Origin of the sequence: Vibrio sp. D417a (assembly GCF_030248595.1) — a bacterium.
GTDB classification, from domain to species: domain Bacteria; phylum Pseudomonadota; class Gammaproteobacteria; order Enterobacterales; family Vibrionaceae; genus Vibrio; species Vibrio alginolyticus.
Genome location: NZ_JAHGAM010000008.1, coordinates 236,937 through 258,149 on the forward strand (window position 1 = coordinate 236,937; position 21,213 = coordinate 258,149).

Genomic DNA, 21,213 nt, shown 5'->3' on the forward strand with positions numbered 1-21,213 from the left:
CACATAATGCGACCGTGATGAATACAACAATAAGACGTCATATCAATACTCGCCATTAGCGATTGAATTTGTACTAAAAAGCCGCAGCAATTTCTCGCTGCGGCTTCTTATTCACTTAACAAGTAGAGTGGCGTTATTCGTGCCCTACTGTTTTGGATAATAAATTTACGATCAACACACCAGCGATGATAAACCCAATACCAACTAGGGCTGGTAAGTCTAGACGCTGTCCGTAAACAAAGTAACCAACCGTCGCAACCAAAACGATCCCAGCACCACTCCATATGGCATAAACAACCCCGACAGGCATTGTTTGCACTGTGACGGAAAGCAAGAAGAAAGCGATGCCGTAACCAATCAAAACGACTGTGCTCGGCATTACTTTCGTAAATTGCTCTGTTTTGGGAATATAAGAAGTGGCAATCACTTCACATACAATCGCTATCGACAGCGCCAACATTGGTGGCATAGAGACAAGCATTTTGAACATAAGGCATTAACGCTCAACAGAAATGTAACCGACAACATGTCCGGATAATTAGGCCGCGCATTATACCCAACTCATCTCACGATGGAATACCACTAACGATGTTTACACACCATCACTTTCGCTTACTTTTTGATGACCAGGTGAAAGGCTGACGTTTTGGTGCTGACGAGAAATTTCAAAGTAGATATGCATATCAATCGGCTCAGGTGTATTGAGTAGCATCTTACCTACTTCACGTTGGAAATGACCATAATTACCTAGCTCATCCGTTAGTTCTAGGAGCTCGTAAGAGGCTTCATCGGCAAACATTCCATACGCATACTGATAATGACTGATATCCTTGCTCTTATCATAACCCAGCTTTTGAAGAGCTTGATCAATCTCTTCCGGCGTATAAATGTCTTTATCACCAAACGAATGCAGTAGCACGCAAGGAACTTCTTGAGCTATGCTCTGAATCTTTGTCTTTCTCTTGAAAATACCGAACATAATGTCCTCCACTGACGATGTTTCCAAATATGCACATTAATGCAAAATGGTGAGCTGATTGTTTTTAGTATGGCTCATTAATTTGAGACTTCCTTACTACGAAGTCACCTTCACATATTAACGTGATCGCATAATTACCAGCAAATAGTACACACTGCGTTTCAAACCTATCTCATCAGAAACTCTGCTTTAGTCACAATTGTGTGACAACCCCGAGTACGGTTTACCATAATGTAAAGAGTAGATTGAAAAGTCGGATTTCGTATCGACATCTAAACTTAATTAAGTTAGCTTTAGAAGTATAGACGTCTAGATTGACTATACTTAGGGAGAGAAAGTCGTGCCAATTAGAATTCCAGATCAATTACCAGCTACCGATGTATTAAGGACAGAAAACATCTTCGTGATGAGTGAAACGCGTGCAGCGAGTCAGGAAATACGTCCTTTAAGAGTGCTGATCCTTAATCTGATGCCAAAAAAAATAGAGACTGAAACTCAGTTTCTGCGTCTACTCTCAAACAGCCCACTACAGGTTAACGTCGAATTACTGCGCATTGATAACCGCCCGAGTAAAAATACGCCAACTGAACATTTAGACACGTTTTATCGCCAATTTGAAATGGTGAGAGATAAAAACTTCGATGGCATGATCATTACTGGAGCTCCATTAGGTTTGGTGCAATTTGAAGATGTCATTTATTGGGATCATCTCAAAACCATCATGGAGTGGGCAAAAGATCATGTGACATCTACTCTTTATGTTTGCTGGGCTGCGCAAGCAGGGTTAAAGCTACTCTACGATCTACCTAAAAAAACGCGTAAAGAAAAACTTTCAGGTGTTTATCATCATCAAATCCATCATCAGTTTCACCCTATCTTACGCGGATTTGATGACACGTTTTTGGCTCCTCACTCGCGTTACGCAGATTTTTCGCCTCACTTTCTAGAAGAGCATACTGACTTAGACATTTTAGCGACATCGGATGTCGCAGGTGTGTACTTGGCCACCACAAAAGACAAACGAAATGTCTTTGTCACAGGACACCCTGAGTATGATTCTCACACTTTACATAATGAATATATCCGAGATTTAAGCGAAGGTATGGAGCCCGCTATTCCTGTCAACTATTACCCAAACAACAACCCAGATAACCCACCAATTGCAAGCTGGAGAAGCCATGGACACCTCCTCTTTTTAAACTGGCTGAACTACTGTGTTTATCAGCAAACACCGTACGATCTCGATCACTTCAGTGAAGATGCTTTCACTAAAGACGATTAGCTTCAAAATAAGCAAACAAAGCACTCATCATTACCGAAATGTAATATGTGAACCAAGCCGCCATATGGCGGCTTTTTCATAACAGTTTGCAAACCTGATCGCATAGTGTTTTTTCCTCAATAGGTTTTTGCTAAGTAATTCATATCATGCAGAAAGATTCAAGGATGTAGGGATAAAGAATGAAAACAGCAAAGCTCGGTGCACTAATATTATTGTCTCAGTTTGCACTCGTGGGTTGCGTGACGGTGAAAGAAGATGGAAGCCCTGTCGTTAAAGCCGATCCTGTGGCAATGGCAGAATCACGTATCGCACTTGGCTTAGGTTATTTAGACGGCGGTAACATGATTCGCGCGCATGATAACTTACAACAAGCCTTAAACCACGCACCTCAATACTATCGCGCGCAATTATCTATGGCTCACTACTACGAAACGGTTGGTGAAGATATTAAAGCCGAACAGATGTATAAACGCTCTCTACGCCAACACACTAAAAACGGAAATGTGCTCAATAACTACGGTACTTTTCTTTGCAAGCGAGGTGACTTCGAAAAAGCCGATCAGATGTTTAATCGAGCCATTGAGCAGCCTTATTACTACCTTATTCCAGCGAGCTATGAGAATGCAGCTTTTTGTGCGCTAAAATCACAAGATAAAGACAAAGCGAGATACTACTTTACTAGAGCTATCGATCATGACCCTCATAGACCAAAATCGATTTTGCAACTCGCTAAAATAGAAATTGATAGCGGTGATTATACTGAAGCTAGAATTCGATTAATGAGATTCAATCAAATGTATGGCGTGAAGAAGCCCTCTTTGCAACTCATGATTCAACTTGAACGTGCAGCAGGCAATGAAGCTCTCGAGAAAAAGTATCAAAAACAATTGGAAAAATTTTCTTAGTACAAAATAGCGATACATAAGGCGCATTAGCTCACAGCCAATACAGCGCTTGACCAAGAATCCAGTGAATTCAGACTCACGGTGATACATTCATCCTGTACATAAACGTCAAATTCGGTACTATTTGAACGGAATAAGTGACCAAGTCACATTATAAAAATTGCGCACACAACGAAATTTGTACATCATACTGTTTTTAAGATTGATTTCGGCACATTGATAAATACTAAATATTACTGACATGCACCAGAAGGAAGTTGAAGCCGGATGAAACCTGCCTGCACTCTGTTATTACTCACTTTGCTGAGTTCACCTTTTGTCGTCAGTGCACAAGAAAATATTGAGAAAACATTCACATTTGGCATTGTGTCCAATAAAGCCCAAAGCAAAATCAAAAAAGCGACGCCCCTTACTCAGTATGTAACTGAAAATATGACTGAATATGGTTACGCAAAAGGGGCGGTAAAGGTATTTAAAAATTATCGTCAGCTCGCGGTTGCGCTTGAAAATGGCACCGTTCAAATTGCAACGGCGACCCCCTTTAATGCGATGACCTTAGAAAAGGAGTCTAATAGCCAAATCCTTGCTATACGATGGAAAAAAGGCCTGCAAAAATATCATACGGTGTTCTTTACTAATAAAGAGAGTGGCATTGAGTCACTTTCTGACCTGCGCGGAAAAACGCTTGTTTTCGAAAAGCGCACGTCTACCAGCAGCTATTACCTACCTGCGATTACATTGCTGAATCACGGAGAAAAACTGCAATACCTTCCCTCTCCTGATGACAAACCGGCCAAAGACAGCATTGGTTATTTATTCCTTGATGAGCAACTCGCTCAGTCAAATGAAATCAACCTATCTGTATGGGTATATAAACAGAGAGTTGCAGCAGGAGCATTCAGTAACTTCAACTGGAACAATCCCAAAGATTTGCCAGAGAACATGAAAGACAAACTAGCGATTTTTTCTCGTTCTGTTGAAATACCCAGGGATTTGATTCTCGCTTCTCCAAGCATGAGCCTAGAGCAACAGCGTAAAATCACGTCCATACTGCTTGATATGGATACAACTCACGAAGGCTCTCTCGCACTTAAAAAGTTTCAGAACACCAAAAAATTCAGCGCGCTTACTCCAGAAATGCGAGCCTCCTTAAGTACAGTGCGCAAGTCAGTTCACTTATTACCGAAGGTGGATTGATGTTTCAAAAGCTCTCACTCGAAACCAAATACATTTGCTCGACAATGTTCGTTGTCTTGTTTGTTGTGGTGATAAATCTTGCGTTATACATGCACGGTTACGATGCATATTCAAATAGCTTAACTCAACAAATCACGAACAACTCTCAAGAAAAAACAGAATCTTACGTTAAGCAAAAAGGGTTGGTTTATGCAGAGCTATTATCAAAACAGCTTTTTGATCCACTCTATACAGACAATATCAGTCAAGCGTATGAGCAAATTAAGGCAACATTGAGCCAGCCAGATGTCTCGAAAATACATGTTGTTGACAATGAAGGGCTAATCTTTCACGACGGCACTACTCAGCTAAGGATGTTTGCCCAACCTCATTACCGCTCTCCTTTTATTTTGAAAGCAATAGAAGAATCTAGAACTCTCGTTTCCTTTTCCAAGCATCAGTTGGAGATCGCAGCGCCGATTCAGCAATCAAACATTACTCTTGGGGCGGTGTATCTTGAGCTTAACTTGATACACCTACTGGAAGAGAAAGAACAGAACATTGAACAAGTCCAAGCGATTACCTCAAACGATAAACAGAAGATGTTTAACTTGCTGCTAACGATCAGTGGGATATCCGTTCTATTCGGTAGCATCATCGCTTATGCTTTGGGGCGGTCGTTAACTAAGCCACTCAAGCAACTAAAAGATCAATTTTCAGAGTCAAATACCCAAGCGCTGCCAGTCACCGACATACAAAGCAAAGATGAAGTGGGAGAACTTATTTCGGCGTACAACAAAATGTCAAACAAAGTGAACCGATACACCAGCCGAGTTGAGTTCATGGCGTACCACGATATTCTGACTTCCCTGCCAAACCGAGAAAAGTTACTCATTGATATTCAAACGCAAATAACTGACCACAAATCCCCCTCACTTGCGGTTGTGTTTATTGACTTGGATGACTTTAAGCACATTAACGATAACTACGGACATAACATTGGGGATAAATTGCTAGGCCATCTTGCTTCAGAGCTTCAAGGCCGTTTGCCGAGTTATTTTAAGCCGCTTTACCGCCTTTCTACCATCGTAAGTCGAGTAGGTGCGGATGAATTTGTACTGGCCTTTCCGTGCTCGGACAATCATGAAGCTACAGAAAAAGCGCACGATATTCATCGCCAACTACTCTCTCCCTTTAGTTTGGAAGAGAACGATATTCAAATTACGGCAAGCCTCGGAATTGCTGTGTATCCAGAATTTGGTTCAAACGCTGAGTCTCTTTTACAGCTTTCTTCTCTTGCGGCGCAGGAATCCAAAAGACGCGGTAAAGACATTATGACGATATACGATTCCACGTTTGATGAAACGATTAAACAACGTTTATACATAGAACGAGAACTGCGTCGTTCAGTACGTGATTTGTCTCAATTCGAGCTGTGGTATCAACCACAATTTGATCTAAAAACCTATCGCCTAATTGGGGTCGAAGCATTGGTTAGGTGGAATCATCCCGAGAAAGGTTATATCAGTCCAGAATCGTTTATCCCGATCGCAGAACAAAGTGATTTAATATTGGAGCTTGGAGAACATATCATTGAGACGGCAGTTGCTCAGCGGGCAATGTGGGCAGAACATTTCGGTACTGATTTTCACATCGCATTAAACTTATCCCCAAGGCAAATCTATCGCCAAGATTTAAGTCAATTATTTTCTAAGTATTTACGACGACATGATGTTGCCCCTCAAACCATTCATGTTGAAGTGACAGAGTCACTTTTTATTGATGATACAGAGAAAGCTCAATATGTGCTTAAAAAACTACAAAGTATCGGAGTGGAAGTTTGGCTAGATGACTTTGGTACGGGGTATTCAGCCCTTGCCTACCTACAACATATGGCTTTTGACGGGCTCAAGATTGATCGTTCATTTATCGCTCAAATCCGAAAAAGCGATCAAGACGATTCATTAGTTCGCGCGATTGTATCCATGGCTCACAACCTAAAAATGAAAGTAGTAGCCGAAGGCGTAGAAACTCAAACTCAGCTCAAACGAATGGAATCTCTCCACTGTGACGTCGTACAAGGTTTTTTCTTAGGTAGACCTGTACCTGCCGAGGAATTGATTGCATTTGAATACCAACGAGGGAGTGGCGCTCAAAGCGTCAATCACTTTGCTTAGAACGCCGTTTTGTTAACTATTGCCGCTTAGCGCGTTAGTACTCGTAATGCAATATCGGTCACACTTCCCCCACCTCATTAATATGAATTTTCTCTTAAAATCTAACATCTGAGATAAATAAACTACACTTTTCATATCAACTTCTTGGATATGGAAATGCGCGTGGTAGGAATCTTTTCTTGGAACAACCTGTCGGTAAAACAAAAGCTATTTGGGTTGGTTTTGCTGCCAATTTTATTGTTGCTTGTCCTCGCGGGTAAACATGTACAAAGCCTTTCTATCCAGGCTCAGGAACTACAAAAAGCACAGTTATTCTCTGTCTACATCGACCGCGTATCTTCGCTTTATCACCTACCGAATAACCCTGATGTAATAGATAAGCAACTAAAAACTCAGCAGATATCTCAATTGTTACGCGACACCGCTGCACCAGTATTCGGTGAAAACGCTGAGATACTAAACCAGTTGACAAGCTTTGAGGAAGCAACCCTCTCGATGCTCTCTTCGCAAAATCAAGAAGAAAAGTTAGATGCGGCAGAGTGGCGCGCTGATACGTTCAAAGAAATCCTCATGAGCTTAGACAAAGTCTATTTTAGAAATGTGAGTTATGAAACAAACACTCACCTTTCTTCTTTGATGCAACTTGAATGGTTGATGTTTTGGTCCACTGAAGAGCATAGATTAAGCGAATATTTGATTCGATCTTCAGAGGAAAATAACGAGTATGACCTCACAACACAGGCTTCTATCCAATCTTTAATCCAGAACCAACAACTATTTCTAGAGCGTTTTGTGACGCTAAATGCCAATCAACAACAAGTAGATCTGCTCATTGAGACGTTTACGGGTGAAGTCTTTATCAAAAGCCAAGAGTTTCGTGCTTATTTATTGCAACCAGCTCAACTCAAATCATTAACCCCGGATGAGATTGATGCGGGGTTATCTGCACTCAACAAACGCTTATCGTTATTACAAAGTGTTGACGACAAAATGGAACAACAGCTGAGTGATGATATATCAAAGACAATCAACACGACGACACAGCACCGCTTTACCTTTATCGCAATGATGAGCCTTTTAACGCTGTTGGTCGTAAGTTTAACGCTAAGATTGGTGCGAAAAGTTACTGGAAACTTGAATCTAGTCCTCAAATTTCTCAGTAACGAAAGCAATGAACAAAGTAACACTGAAAATTCACCTCTTGCTCAACTAATAAAGGGTAAAGACGAGCTGAGTAAGTTTGCTCGAGAGGTAAAAAAGCTTAGTGATGAGCGGATGTTGTCCAGACTAAAGCTCACACAAGCTAAAGAAGATGCAGAACAAGCAAAAGATGATGCAATTAAGGCGAGTAAAGCCAAAAGTAGCTTTTTGGCCAACATGTCCCACGAGATCCGCACGCCGCTAAATGGCGTTATTGGTATCTCTGAAGTCTTATCCGATACTTCCCTGACTGCCACACAACGCGATTACGTCGACACGATTGAAACCTCCTCCCAACTGCTTTTGAGTTTAATTAATGACGTTCTAGACTTCTCAAAAATTGAATCTGGGATGTTGCTCATTAGCCCACATTCAACTTGTGTTCGAGAGTCTATCTATGACATTGCTTCTATCATTTCACCGAAAGCAAAGGAAAAAGGCATCGATGTGCAAGTCAACATTAGCCGTAACACGCCTTACCACGTAATGTTGGATGACCATCGTATACGCCAAGTTGTCATGAACTTCATGTCTAACGCGGTAAAATTTACCGAACAAGGCAGTGTAGAGCTATCGGTCATCACCCGCGAAATAAAAAATGGTGAAGCGGTCATCGAGTTTTCCGTTAAAGATTCTGGGATTGGTATTGATGCCCAGCAGCAAAAGAAAATATTTGCTCCATTTGCCCAAGAGGATAACTCTACTACCCGACAATTTGGGGGAACTGGACTTGGGCTTGCCATTAGCACGCAATTAGTTGAGCTAATGGGTGGAGAAATTCAACTTGAATCCGAGAAAGGTAAAGGCAGTCGCTTCTTCTTTGAACTAACTGCACCTGTTGTGACGCAAGAGTTTAACGCTTATCACGCTCTGAATCACAACGATATATGGATTGTATGCAGCAGTACTCAACTAGAACAAAAACTGCGTAACGAGTTAAGTTTTTTCAACATCAATATAACGCAGTCAGTAGATACCTTAAGTGCGTTGCCAACGTGGATTGATAACGAGCGCGTTATCGTTATTCATGTAGAAGCATCACCAAATGCAGCGGCGATGCATATCGATGAGATAGAAAGCCTTTGTAAACGAAACATTCGTGTCTGCCTCATCAAGCACCTTCATAGCCCACAATTCGACTTTAGAAACAGTATCAGCGCCTTGGTCACTCAGCCACTACTAGGGCAGCGCTTAATTAAAGCACTTGAAAGTTGTGCGGCAAATTTCTCGCACGCACAACAAGAGAGCACTTCAGCGCAACATGTTAAATCTCTGCCGAAAATTTTGGTCGTTGATGACAATACGGTCAATCAAAAAATCGCGGGGCTACACGTCACAAAAGCTGGCTTCGACTTTGATGTCGCTGTAAACGGACAAGAAGCGGTTGAGAAATTTCAACAGAATCAATACAGCCTAATTTTAATGGACTGCATGATGCCCGTAATGGATGGATTTGAAGCCACCCAAATAATTCGTCAAATAGAAGTAAAAGAAAAACGCGCTTTCAGAATTCCGATTATTGCTCTAACGGCAAGTGTGGTCGATGACGATATACAAAAATGCTTTGACGTTGGAATGGATGACTATGTGCCCAAACCGTTTAAAGCAGGGTTGCTTAAAGAGAAGTTAGATAAGGCAATTGGGTTACGTGTTTCCAACACGACGCCTGCTGAACCACACCAAGAGAACACCACCCCCGATAAAACTCATGAACTACCTGCAAGTTCTGAGCAACCAGAAGCAACGGTAACGCCTATTCGCTCCGAACGCATCTTGCTTGTCGAAGATAATAGAGTGAACCAGAAAGTGGCTTCTCTATTGCTATCTAAAGCAGGCTATCAATTCGAAGTCGCAGAAAACGGACAAATTGCAGTCGAAATGTTCCAAAAAGATGGAAAGTTTGATGTTATTTTGATGGATTGCATGATGCCCATAATGGATGGGTTTGAAGCTTCTAGGCAAATTAGAGCTTATGAAGCGAGTAAAGGATTAGCTAAGACGCCCATTATCGCATTAACAGCAAGCGTCGTAGATGATGACATTCAACGCTGCTTTGATTCAGGAATGGATGCCTACGTACCAAAGCCTGTGCGCAAAGAAAAACTGTTGTATCAAATTGAACAAGCAATGTAGGTGGATTCTATGAGTAGAAATCATTCTCGCGTTGCTTTTCCTTTGCGTTACATAAAACGCTATCTGTTTATTCTGATTGCCCTTCTTTCATTAAATTGCCAAGCTCTCGCTGCAGAGAGCTACGCCGTTTTCTCATTTAATGACGAATTCTCTCCGCTCACTGTCAATAAAGCGCGAAAGTTGTACAGAGGGAAGACGCAACTTTTACAAGGCCAGCGAATTGAACTCTCTGACTGGCCTGCGACATCAACAGAAAGAGCTGAGTTCTATCGTTATCTTCTCAACAAAAATTTAGCGCAAATGAACGCGCATTGGGCAAGCTTGTCTTTTTCAGGTAAAGCTAGACCGCCAAAAGTGATTGCACGCTCCAGCATTGATGACCTCATAGCATGGATGCAAGAGAAGCCGAATAGAATTGGTTATGCCCCAACATCGAGCGTCCCTAGTAATGCTCATGTTTTATGTGTGGTTAGCTCGGAGAATTGATATGAAAAAATATTTAACCATGTTATCGCTGAGTATCGCGACCTTTCCGAGCTCAGCCACGATTGAACTAACAGAACAACTTTCTTTAAGTGGTTTTGGCTCTACTTCGTGGGTAAAATCCGATAACCCAACTACGTTACTAGTTAACCGCTTTATTGGCGATGAATCTTGTTTCGATTGCGATACCACTTTCGGCATGCAGCTCGATTATTTTCACAAGGCATTTCGGGCATCCGCACAAGTCGTAAAGCGCCCGCAAGACCATTGGAGCTCGCCTCAGCTCGAGTGGGCGTATTTGGCTTATACCTATCAAAACATAGAAATACGAGGAGGACGCTTAAGACTGCCACTGTTTTTGATGTCTGAGTACAACTATGTCGGCCACGCTTTTACCCAAGCCCGCCCACCGAATGAGGTATATGACAGCATTCTAGGTATCACGGCTTATAACGGCCTATCTGCACGCTGGATTCATGACCTCAATGAGCAAGTCGTACTTACCGCCATGCCGTTTGTCGGGTTTAAAGACAATAGTGACGTAACCATCAATGAACGTACTGAATTGGAAATTGAGTCAAACAATACTGCAGGGATGAACTTAACGCTAAGCGGAGAGAGCTATCGTTGGAATTTTTCCTACCTCCACGGCGATTATGATCAAACAACGACGCTCTCTAACATTGAGCAGTCCACTCCCGGTGGCGGAACCACAATCATTGACCGTCTAGTTGAAACAGAAAAAAACAACACGATCGATCTGTTTTCTCTAGGGTTAAGATACGAGCTCGATAACATTGTGATTATGGCAGAAGGACAGACCAGCAATCTTTCCTCATCTTGGTACGCGACAACAAGTTATAATGTAAACAAGCTGACTCCTTATATTGTTTACGGTCAGCAGTTTAATAGTCGGGATAAAAAAAGTGGAGACAGTTTCTTACTCGGGTTGAGATACGACCTAGATTACAACGTTTCCCTGAACGCAGAATGGCAAAGGTTCAACGCCTACAATAATAGCTCTGGCGCGTTTTCATCAGCCCCAAAGGATGACAGTGCGAGCCTTTATACGCTAATGCTCAACTTCGTTTTTTAATGTTTCTTACAGTACCAATTTCCACAACACTGGGGGCTGTTGTATTAAGAAGGCTTTTTGCAACACGTAACTAGACGCTAAACGACTGGAAGGGATAGAATCGATCAGATAGGTAAGTGGCAATCCAAACAGAGACAAAGGTTACTCTATTTCGGTTTGTTTTGATTGCCTTTTAACCGCTTTTCTTTGCGTCGCAGTGCCCGGAAAAACTTTGACTCTTCATGGTACCAACCAAGGACACTAATTGGGAAGCCCACGAGCATCATAATAAAAACATCCGCAGGGAGTTGTTCCCAAATGTCGCTTAAAGAATGCAGCTCTCCAAAAATGAACAAACCGATGACTTTACCAAGCAGTAATGCACAACAAATCATAAAGAAGGACTTTAATATATAGTGCCATTTGCCTTTTTTACGCTCTTCTCTCCAATAGGCATATTTATATTGTCGGTCGTACATTCATCCCCCTAAAGTAAACTTGCCGTAAGTTTAAGTATCTCGATAGCGTAAAGTGCGTTGGCACCTCTTTAATCATAGTGCGTATCTAAAGTGAATGCTTGTCGTGGCAGTAAGAAGGAGAGGTATTATGTAGTAAGAGCTACATAATCTCTGAACGTTATATGTCTTGTGTCATTCGGATGATGCCTGATTTTGCTTATCGCTAGTGTTTTCTGAACACCCAAATCGGGCCGATGAGTAGAAACTGTAAATCCTCAAAAAACGACGGTTTTTTACCTTCAATCTTGTGACCGATAAATTGCAATATCCACAATACGCCAAACAAAAGCATAGAAATATGCAGAACGGGCAACATCAATACCTCTAGAGACCAAATAAGTCCAATGCACGCTAATGTGTAGCCGATCATCATCATGAATACGCTCAGAGACAAACGAAAATAGAAAACCCAAGTGGGGATCACCGCTACCCAAACCCAATTAAGTTCGAAGCCTAATAATGAAATCTGGGGAATCGACCAAATAAGTCCAACCACAGAAAGGTAAATACCTGGAACTGCGATTGTGTGAATCTTTTGGTTGATAGGGTTTTGGTGACTCTCCCCGTATTCTTTTAGCCATTCAGATAATGCTCGCATATCATTCACCTTTTCCACCTTCTTATTCTTATATAGCCCGAGGATGAAAAAGGTGCGAATTTTTCCGTAAAGGCTAGGAGCAACGAGCGACAAAACAACAGAGGCCAGTGCGTTGCCGATTACTCACCAAGCAACGCTCGTTGTGCTTTCGGCAGCTTGGCAACGACAAGAGCATAAGAGCGTTCACACAAGTCTTGAATCAACCCATCCTCGACATCACCGTTAAAATAAACCGTTATCCAATGACGCTTATTTAAGTGATAACCCGGGATAATATCCGTAAACTGCGACGTTAAGACTTCTCCATCTTCTGGTTTTACTTTTACGCTGACATACTCCCGACCGTTTCTCTCTGCAATGATGGCAAACATCTTGCCTTTGATTTTGTATACAAGCGCTTCAGGCCCAAATGGGAAATCGCTTTCTGCACACATGAAGGTACTTAAGTATTGTTCTAGTTCTTTGCTTTTCATATCCCCTACCTCCTTCTGCGTTCTCATTCAAATTGTGGCAATAGCAATTTTAACGCCTGGTTAACCTGCGCTTTTTCATTGCCTTCTAAACCATGCAATAACGATTGCTGAACGTCTACATGCTCCAAAATTAGCTTGTCAATTAAGGTTAAGCCTTGCTCTGTTAGTTCAACGGTGACGCTACGTCGGTCTTCTTTACTATGGGTTCTGGTAATAAACCCTTTCTTCTCTAGTTTATCTAAGCGATTAGTCATCGCACCCGAAGTGAGCATCATCGACTCTATTAACGCTGAGGGAGTAAGACAATATGGTGAACCAGCTCGACGCAGTGTCGCTAACACATCAAATTCACCCATTTTCAGATCGTACTTCTTATGTAGCTCGGCGACCCTAGATTCCATGTGTTTTGCAATTCGCATTAGTCGACCCATTATTGCCATCGGTTCAGTGTCGAGGTCTGGCTTCTCCCTAGCCCACTGCTCTACCACTCTATCAATTGCATCCATTATTTCTCTCCAAACATCATATATTTTTTATTTTAACATAAAGATACTTTACAAAAAGCCACCTTGCCGATATCGTTACATTTAATTATCTCTACATAAAGATATTTAACATGAACATTTTACTTGCGATGATTCCTGCCTTTTTTTGGGGGACGACTTACGCTGTTACTCAGTTTACTCTACCGGACTGGCCTCCCGTTTTACTTGGCGCTCTAAGGGCACTGCCTGCGGGTCTTTTGTTGCTGGCAATAAAGCCCTCGTTTCCAAAAAGAAGTGAGTGGAAGGTGCTGCTTGTTTTAGGAACCATCAACATCGCTTGCTTCTTTGGCCTCATTTTTGTCATGGCGTTGACGCTTCCTTCTGCCATCTCTGGTGTTGGTATGGTTTCGGTCCCCGTTTTTGCGATGCTGTTTGGTTGGGCGGTCTACAAACGTCAGCCTAGTGGCATTCAAGCGATAAGCGGCGCAACTTTGATTGCTTTAGCTTGGTTCTTATTTGCTCCTAGCTCTATTTCTCTCGAACCCGTGGGCTTACTTGCGATGATCTCCGCCATTATGTGCATCGTGATAGGAAGTAGCGTAACAAAGTCACTAGGTACAAAAATGCACTGGTGGACAGTGCTAACATGGCAGCTCATTTTGGGTGGTGTGATTATGTCTATCGCAACAAGTGTGCTGGCGATAAACAATCCAGAGCCATATGTTACGGTCGTTCAGGACGTATCCATGACGAATATTCTAGGGTTACTGTGGGTAATTATTCTGAACACCGCATTAGGGTATGGCATGTATGTATGGTTATTACAGCGGATGTCGGTCGTAGATTTTACCTTTGGTGGTATTGCAAACCCAGTCGCAGGCATTGTTTCGGGCCTACTGCTATTGGGGGAAACGTTCACTCCTCTGCAATACAGCTTAATGCTGGGAATGATCGTAATGTCATTACTACCTCAGCTCATTACGTCAATCAAAACGAAAAGAGCCGCACTCTCCTCCTAGGTAACGTTAATTCCTAACACTCTAGGAGTAATGAGAGTGTTAGGAATCCTCAAGTGTGAGCCCATCAGCAGAATTCAGCGCTAACCTAGGAAACTGGCACCTTTAAAGCGGGATGTTATGACATTATGGCTGTTAAGCGCTTGCAAGGTTAGTCAGGGGCTCAGGTTTAGCGTAAACATAACCTTGAATAAGGTAAATCGCATGCTGAGCCAGGTATTCGACTTGAGCCTGGCTCTCTACGCCTTCTGCAATCATCTCACATTCCGCTTTGTTCGCTGCAGACACAATTGAGTCCAGCACTTTCAATTTTTGGTCGTCAGATCCTATTGGATCAATAAACATCTTATCCACTTTTAAACATCGGATGCCCAAATCTTGTAGGTAAGAAAAGCCACCATATCCGGTACCAAAATCGTCAATTTTGAACTTGTAGCCTTTATTCGTTAAATACAAAATCTCTTTTTTCGCGGCCTCAGTGTCTTTTACTGGTATTCTCTCGGTCAACTCAAAATGAATTCTATTCGAGATTGGCCAATTTAACTCCGACAGCAACTTCGTTAATACGCCTGACTCTAAATGGGAGGAAACAATATTGATGCTGACCCACGTATGCTCGGGCAAGTCACTTAAGTCTTGTATGATTTTACGAATAAGCTGATTGGTCATCGGGATAATCAGGCCACTTTCTTCTGCAGCACCAATAAACATATTTGGTGGCACCATTCCATCACGCCGCGACCATCGAATCAGAGCTTCGTATCCTACTGTCTTACCATCGCGACTATCGACAATCGCCTGGTAGTAAGGAATAAATTCTGCATTACTAATCCCATTTTCAATTAGACCAGTAATGGATTTTCTCAAGCTTTTACCAGATATGTATGCAAAGGCAGTCGCAAGACCAGCAAGCACACTTACAAGACCGCCCCACAAAAGTACTCTTTCCTGAGCATAATTTTTAAGTTTTTCACCGCTGTATATCTTGATGAGCATGTTGGCTTGAGACTCTCCTGAAAAGAAAAACTCTTTTGAGAGTGCGTTTTCTTCTCCTGCAATATTCGCTTTGCCACGGCTTATCGTTAAATCACCAAATATTGGTTCATCATACTTAAACTCTACAAATAGGCAGTCTTTGCAAGGCGTTTTTATTACCTCGTTAACCCAACTGTTATCAAGCACCCAGAAGACTTCAACGTGTTCATTATCATAAATGACCATCCACTCTATTTGGTCATTCTGTTGCGGCAAAATAAGTGATGCGAAAAAGTTCTCATCCATCTGAAATCGTTCACTACTAGATGGGCGAGACACTTCACTACCAACCGTGGAACACGTTTTTCCGCCTTCTGTGGTCATCGCAATAAAACGAATGTAACGGTTATAAAAACGTGGGTCGCGTAAAGTTCTTACATCACTATCACTACAAGTAAAATCTAACTGAGCAATCTGCTTCACTATTGCTCCGTCCAAATAGGCAGACCTTTGATTTAAATAATCTACGTAAGCATCTATTTTCGACGCTTTTACCGAGTTGACGTAAAAGTTGGTTATCGAATGAAAGGCCACTACAAATATGGCGATGGGAACTAAGCCGAGTAAAATGGCATATCTTGTATTCTTTGTTATCAAAGTTCGTCCTGCTAATCTGTCAAGCAACCTAAGTGGGATATGAATACTATCTCATTTTTATAGTCCAAAAAGTGAGGAATGACGCTCAATAAAATTATAGACTCAAGTGGCTTTCAGATGTCGGGATTTAGAATGTGAGCACCAAACCACATTCGAGGAGAACAAAGTAGCGACTAAGTGGAAAGTAAGAACGAGCACAATTATTAAGTCATCCGTAATAAAAGTGACGACTTGGAGCTTGAGCAATGCTCTTTAGATAGGCAGCAGATACGCTAAAAAACAAAAAGGAAACGATTGATGCCAACCGCTTCCTTGATTTGTTATTGCTATTTAAAAGCGCGTGAATTACGCCACTTCAAGAATCACTTTTTCCAACTTATCTAGGCCTTCATTTAGCACGTCAGATTCGATGGTCAGTGGAGGTAACAGACGAATCACGTTCGCTTTTACTCCACAAGAAAGCAGGATAAGGCCGTTTTCTTGCGCTTTAGAAATCACCGATTTGGTCATCTCTTGTAGCGGCTTACCTGATTCTGGGTCAGTAAATTCAATCGCCATCATCGCACCCGTAGTACGGATTTCACCAATAGCAGGCACAGATTGTTGCAGTTTGGTCATACGTGCATTGACCACTTCACCGATGCCCATCGCTTTAGCACACAAATCTTCTTCTTCGATGATTTTCAGCACTTCAAGACCAGCAACACAACCAAGTGGCGAGCCCGCATAAGTGCCACCTAAACCACCAGGCAGTGCGGAGTCCATTACATCCGCTTTACCAACTACCGCTGAGATTGGGAAACCACCAGCAATGCCTTTCGCCATTGTCATTAGGTCTGGTTCAATGCCTAGGTACTCTGTTGCAAACATTTTACCGGTACGAGCAAAACCCGTTTGGATTTCATCGGCAATCAGCATAATACCGTGCTTATCACACAGCTGACGCAAGCCTTGTGCAAACGCTTCAGGTGCTTTGTAGAAGCCGCCCTCACCTTGCACTGGCTCGAAGATGATCGCCGCAACGCGTGAAGGTTCGATATCGCAAGCAAATAGATCGTCGATCGCTTGTAAGCTTTGCTCCACACTGATGCCGTGGAACGCATTTGGGTACGGCGCGTGGTAGATTTCGTTCGGGAAAGGACCAAAGCCCGCTTTGTACGGCGCAACTTTACCAGTTAACCCCATCGTCATGTTAGTACGACCGTGAAAGCCGCCTTTAAATGCTATCACGCCGCTACGACCCGTATGAGCGCGCGCTACTTTCACTGCGTTTTCGACCGCCTCGGCGCCAGTGGTTAGAAAGATCGCTTTCTTCTTAGTCTCACCTGGTACAAGTTCTGTCAGCTTTTCTGCCAGCTCAACGAATGACGCATACGGCGTAACCATCGCACACGTGTGCGAGAAGTTATCCAACTGAGCTTTTACCGCTTCACTGATACGTTTGTGAGAATGCCCGGTGTTAGTTACCGCGATACCCGCTGCAAAGTCTATGTATTTGTTGCCTTCGATATCCCATACGTAAGCGTTTTCTGCTTTCTCGACGTAAAGTGGGTACAATGCGCCCATACCTTGAGCGATAACTTGGCTTCTTCTTTCGTGTAGTTGTTGGTTTGTCATTGTTTTGTCCTTAATTAGTTGCCGCCAAAGCAGAGATATTTCACGTCCATGTATTCATCGATACCTTGTTTTGCACCTTCACGTCCGATACCGGACTGCTTAACACCACCGAAAGGAGCCACTTCAGTAGAGATCATACCTTCGTTAATGCCGACCATGCCGTATTCGAGCGCTTCTGCGATTTTCCAAACACGGTGGATGTTTTGGCTGTAGAAGTACGACGCAAGACCGTAAATGGTGTCGTTCGCCATGTCGATCAGCTGTGCGTCACTGTCAAAACGAATCACTGGCGCGACAGGGCCAAAGATTTCCTCGGAAACAATCTTCATGTCGTGAGTAACGTCTTTGAGAACCACTGGCTGCATAAATAGACCATCGAGCTTTTTAAGTTCTGAAACCGGCTTCGCGCCTTGCTCGATAGCACCATCGATCAACGCTTGAATGCCTTGCTTCGCTGACTCGCTGATCACTGGACCAATGTTGACCCCCTCTTCCAATCCGTTACCAACTTTGAGCTGCTGAACCGCAGCATCAAACTTAGCAACAAACTCGTCATACACTTTGCTGTGTACATAGAAACGGTTCGCACAAACACACGTTTGGCCTGCGTTACGGAACTTCGACGCCATCGCACCCGCCACGGCTGCATCAATGTCGGCATCATCGAATACGATAAATGGCGCGTTGCCACCGAGCTCCATTGAGGTACGTTTAATGTCCGCCGCGCTTTGCTGCATCAACACACTACCAACTTGGGTAGAGCCAGTGAAAGACAACTTGCGAATCAACGGATGCGAAGTGAAGATAGCACCGACCTGACGGGAGTTTTCCCCCAATACCACTTGCAGCACATCGCGAGGGATACCCGCTTGATAGGCAAGCTCTGCGACCGCAAACGCAGACAGCGGCGTAGATTCAGATGGTTTTACGACAAAGCTACAGCCTGCCGCTAAAGCTGGACCTGCTTTGCGCGTGATCATCGCAATTGGGAAGTTCCAAGGCGTAATCGCACAGGCGACACCAATTGGCTGTTTGATGGTCACCAAACGCTTGTCAGCACTTGGGGCAGGAACCGTCTCACCGTAGGTACGTTTCGCTTCTTCAGCAAACCATTCGATAAAGCTCGCACCGTAAAGCACTTCACCTTGAGCTTCCGCTAGCGGCTTACCTTGCTCTAACGTCATCAAACGGCCAAGGTCGGCTTTGTTTTCTAACAGGAGTTGGAACCAACGATTGAGCATGCCAGCACGCATTTTTGCTGGCAGTGCCGTCCACTCTTTCTGCGCCACACTGGCACGTTCAATGCCATTTAAAATGTCGTTTTCGGTTGAGACTGGTGCGTACCCGAGGAGTTCTCCGGTCGCCGGATTAGTCACTGCAATGCCCTGTTGTGGGTTCGCTACCATAAACGAAACAAGGGTTTGGTTTTGTATCTGTTGCATGGTCATTCCTTTTGACAACTCATCATCGCCGCTAAGCTAGCGGCGAGTTTATGTTTAAGCAGGGATCTGCTGCGTAATGCAGTGAATGTTCCCTCCGCCAAGTAAAACCTCTCTCGACGGTATCGCGATGATTTGGTACTCCGGCATCGCGTTTTGCAAAATATCGATCGCCATAGCGTCGGTCTCTTCGTCCAGCATCGGCAAGAACACATGCTCGTTGACGATAAGAAAGTTCGCATAAGAGGCACTTAGGCGTTCGCCAGCTTGTCGACTCATTCCTGAACTGGCGTCAATGCCATTGGCTTCGCGCTCGCTGTAATGCAACGGACCCGGTAATGGCAAACGGACAATTTCAATCTCGCGCCCTCTCGCATCGTGCTGAGATTTCAGTACTTGTTCCGCTTGACGAGACAACGCGTATTGCGGATCGCTTGGGTCGTCGGTCCAACTTAGTACCACTTTACCCGGTGCGATAACGTGCATCAGGTTGTCGATATGGCCGTCTGTTTCGTCATTGAATAAACCATTTGGCAACCAAATGACTTTTTCGATACCGAGGTACGCCTTTAACTGCTCTTCGATTTGCGCTTTACTCAATTGCGGATTTCGCCCCGGACTGAGTAAGCACTCTTCTGTGGTGTAAAGGGTGCCTTCACCATCGGTGTGAATCGCCCCTCCTTCAAGTACAAACGGAGCACGGTAATGATCAATACCAATGATGTCGCATACCGAGCCAGCGACAAGATCGTCCTGCTGCCAGTTATCGTAAAGCCCGTTGTATTCGCCGCCCCACGCGTTGAATTGCCAACTAATCCCACGGCGCTCGCCCGCCTGATTCACAAGCACGGTCGGTCCAATATCGCGCATCCACGCATCGTTAAATGGGATTTCCACCAAACGTACGTCTGAGTGGAGCATTTGACGCGCTCGGTCAAAGTTGTGCGAGCATACCGCCACGCACACCTTGGTCACTTCCGCGATTAAGTTCGCGATTCTGGCAAAGGTTTCTTGCGCGGGTAATGCGTCATCACGCCAATTGTCTTTCCTTTCTGGCCACGCTAGCCAAACTTCACTAACCGGCTGAAACTCAGCCGGAAAATAGAAGCCATCCTGCGCTGGTGTTGTCGATAACTTCATTTTAACGCCTCTTTAAACGGCTAGTTTGCCAACGCTGGTGTAAAGGTCTGGACGACGGTCGCGGAACAAGCCCCACGCGTGACGCGCTTTCGCTGTCGTAGTGAGGTCGATTTCTGCGTAAATGATGGTTTCACCTTCACGCGGTGCTTCGGCAATTTTTGCACCAGTGTGGTCAGTGATAAAAGAAGAGCCGTAGAACGTGGTCTCGATACCATCATCGACTTCAGTGCCCACTCGGTTTGACGCAATCACTGGAACGAGGTTTGCTGCCGAGTGACCTTGCATTGTACGTTGCCAGTGGTCACGTGAATCCAGTGTCGGATCTTGAGGCTCAGAACCGATTGCAGTTGGGTAAAAAATCGCTTCCGCGCCGTGCAGAGCCAAGCTGCGTGCAAGCTCTGGAAACCATTGGTCCCAGCAAATGCCAGCACCGAACTTACCGAACTTGGTTTGCCACACTTTGAAACCGGTATCGCCAGGGCTAAAGTAATACTTCTCGCTGTAGCCCGGGCCGTCAGGAATGTGTGACTTGCGGTAGTTATCTAGTACCGTACCATCGGCATCAATCATCACTAGCGAGTTAAAAAACGTATTGCCCGCTTTTTCAAAGTAGCTGACAGGAATCACCACGCCGAGCTCTTTAGCCAACGCACTCATCTCTTTAATAAGACGACAATTCTCCGTTTCTTCTGCAAGCTCGAAATACTTTGCTTCTTGTTTTTTGCAGAAGTAAGGCGCAGCGAACAGCTCTTGCGGAAGAATCACGTTTGCACCGTTTTGTGCTGCTTCACGAATCGCCTTTTTTGCTTTGGCTAAGTTATCCTCCAGATCCCAGCTTTTCGTCAGTTGAAGGGCTGCAAATTTCACTACTTTACTCATTGGATA

At 43.8% G+C, this 21,213-nt stretch carries 19 protein-coding genes; 8 read left to right on the plus strand and 11 right to left on the minus strand.

Features of this window, described 5'->3' with window-relative positions; all coding sequences use genetic code 11:
* Window positions 1–133 precede the first annotated feature (133 nt).
* Both KI742_RS09990 and KI742_RS09995 read right to left on the minus strand, forming a co-directional pair.
* A complete protein-coding gene (locus KI742_RS09990; RefSeq protein WP_069593657.1) occupies window positions 134–469 on the minus strand; it encodes a multidrug efflux SMR transporter in 336 nt (111 codons plus the stop codon).
* 123 nt (window positions 470–592) lie between these two features.
* Window positions 593–979, minus strand: a complete 387-nt coding sequence (locus KI742_RS09995; protein ID WP_005377791.1) for a DUF6559 family protein — start codon at window positions 977–979, stop codon at window positions 593–595.
* A 340-nt stretch (window positions 980–1,319) separates the two neighbouring features.
* Here KI742_RS09995 and metA point away from each other — a divergent pair, with 340 nt between their 5' ends.
* The 7 genes from metA (at window position 1,320) to KI742_RS10030 (ending at window position 11,431) form a co-directional block, all read left to right on the plus strand.
* Window positions 1,320–2,261 (plus strand): homoserine O-succinyltransferase, encoded by a 942-nt coding sequence (gene metA, locus KI742_RS10000; protein WP_005377792.1) that lies wholly within the window; start codon window positions 1,320–1,322, stop codon window positions 2,259–2,261.
* 179 nt (window positions 2,262–2,440) lie between these two features.
* Window positions 2,441–3,166 carry a type IV pilus biogenesis/stability protein PilW gene (pilW, locus tag KI742_RS10005; protein WP_017820928.1) on the plus strand — a complete coding sequence of 242 codons (726 nt, stop codon included), beginning with the start codon at window positions 2,441–2,443 and terminating at the stop codon, window positions 3,164–3,166.
* 267 nt (window positions 3,167–3,433) lie between these two features.
* Window positions 3,434–4,363 carry a phosphate/phosphite/phosphonate ABC transporter substrate-binding protein gene (locus tag KI742_RS10010; protein WP_137281932.1) on the plus strand — a complete coding sequence of 310 codons (930 nt, stop codon included), beginning with the start codon at window positions 3,434–3,436 and terminating at the stop codon, window positions 4,361–4,363.
* Window positions 4,363–6,519 carry a GGDEF domain-containing phosphodiesterase gene (locus tag KI742_RS10015; protein ID WP_285385905.1) on the plus strand — a complete coding sequence of 719 codons (2,157 nt, stop codon included), beginning with the start codon at window positions 4,363–4,365 and terminating at the stop codon, window positions 6,517–6,519. The genes KI742_RS10010 and KI742_RS10015 overlap by 1 nt, the downstream gene beginning before the upstream one ends.
* 156 nt (window positions 6,520–6,675) lie before the next feature.
* Window positions 6,676–9,852 carry a response regulator gene (locus KI742_RS10020; RefSeq protein ID WP_080276910.1) on the plus strand — a complete coding sequence of 1,059 codons (3,177 nt, stop codon included), beginning with the start codon at window positions 6,676–6,678 and terminating at the stop codon, window positions 9,850–9,852.
* A 9-nt stretch (window positions 9,853–9,861) separates the two neighbouring features.
* Window positions 9,862–10,338, plus strand: a complete 477-nt coding sequence (locus tag KI742_RS10025; protein ID WP_017633987.1) for a hypothetical protein — start codon at window positions 9,862–9,864, stop codon at window positions 10,336–10,338.
* Window position 10,339: 1 nt separating this feature from the next.
* Complete coding sequence (locus KI742_RS10030) at window positions 10,340–11,431, plus strand: sulfate ABC transporter permease (protein ID WP_213876487.1); 1,092 nt, start codon at window positions 10,340–10,342, stop codon at window positions 11,429–11,431.
* Between the two features lie 146 nt (window positions 11,432–11,577).
* Here KI742_RS10030 and KI742_RS10035 read toward each other — a convergent pair whose 3' ends face one another.
* The 4 genes from KI742_RS10035 to KI742_RS10050 form a co-directional block, all read right to left on the minus strand.
* Entirely contained in the window at window positions 11,578–11,889 is a 312-nt protein-coding gene (locus KI742_RS10035; RefSeq protein WP_005377799.1) for a hypothetical protein, read from the minus strand.
* Window positions 11,890–12,091: 202 nt separating this feature from the next.
* The gene (locus KI742_RS10040) at window positions 12,092–12,526 is read right to left on the minus strand and encodes a DUF962 domain-containing protein (RefSeq protein WP_005377800.1); all 435 of its coding nucleotides are present in this window, start codon (window positions 12,524–12,526) and stop codon (window positions 12,092–12,094) included.
* 119 nt (window positions 12,527–12,645) lie between these two features.
* Window positions 12,646–12,999, minus strand: coding sequence for an MmcQ/YjbR family DNA-binding protein (locus tag KI742_RS10045; protein ID WP_017633985.1), 354 nt, complete (start codon window positions 12,997–12,999; stop codon window positions 12,646–12,648).
* A gap of 23 nt (window positions 13,000–13,022) precedes the next feature.
* The gene (locus tag KI742_RS10050; RefSeq protein ID WP_053350391.1) at window positions 13,023–13,505 is read right to left on the minus strand and encodes a MarR family winged helix-turn-helix transcriptional regulator; all 483 of its coding nucleotides are present in this window, start codon (window positions 13,503–13,505) and stop codon (window positions 13,023–13,025) included.
* A gap of 110 nt (window positions 13,506–13,615) precedes the next feature.
* Between KI742_RS10050 and KI742_RS10055 the strand changes: the two genes are divergently transcribed.
* Complete coding sequence (locus tag KI742_RS10055; protein WP_213966577.1) at window positions 13,616–14,503, plus strand: DMT family transporter; 888 nt, start codon at window positions 13,616–13,618, stop codon at window positions 14,501–14,503.
* Between the two features lie 132 nt (window positions 14,504–14,635).
* Here the strand turns inward: KI742_RS10055 and KI742_RS10060 are convergent, their stop codons facing one another.
* From KI742_RS10060 to aguB, 5 genes are all read right to left on the minus strand, one after another.
* Window positions 14,636–16,132 (minus strand): EAL domain-containing protein, encoded by a 1,497-nt coding sequence (locus KI742_RS10060; protein WP_239938553.1) that lies wholly within the window; start codon window positions 16,130–16,132, stop codon window positions 14,636–14,638.
* 345 nt (window positions 16,133–16,477) lie between these two features.
* Window positions 16,478–17,749, minus strand: coding sequence for a 4-aminobutyrate--2-oxoglutarate transaminase (gene gabT, locus KI742_RS10065; RefSeq protein ID WP_154204640.1), 1,272 nt, complete (start codon window positions 17,747–17,749; stop codon window positions 16,478–16,480).
* A 14-nt stretch (window positions 17,750–17,763) separates the two neighbouring features.
* Entirely contained in the window at window positions 17,764–19,191 is a 1,428-nt protein-coding gene (locus KI742_RS10070) for an NAD-dependent succinate-semialdehyde dehydrogenase (RefSeq protein ID WP_285385909.1), read from the minus strand.
* Between the two features lie 54 nt (window positions 19,192–19,245).
* Window positions 19,246–20,328 (minus strand): agmatine deiminase, encoded by a 1,083-nt coding sequence (gene aguA / locus KI742_RS10075; RefSeq protein WP_213966575.1) that lies wholly within the window; start codon window positions 20,326–20,328, stop codon window positions 19,246–19,248.
* A 12-nt stretch (window positions 20,329–20,340) separates the two neighbouring features.
* Entirely contained in the window at window positions 20,341–21,207 is an 867-nt protein-coding gene (gene aguB, locus KI742_RS10080; protein ID WP_132936616.1) for an N-carbamoylputrescine amidase, read from the minus strand.
* Window positions 21,208–21,213 lie beyond the last annotated feature (6 nt).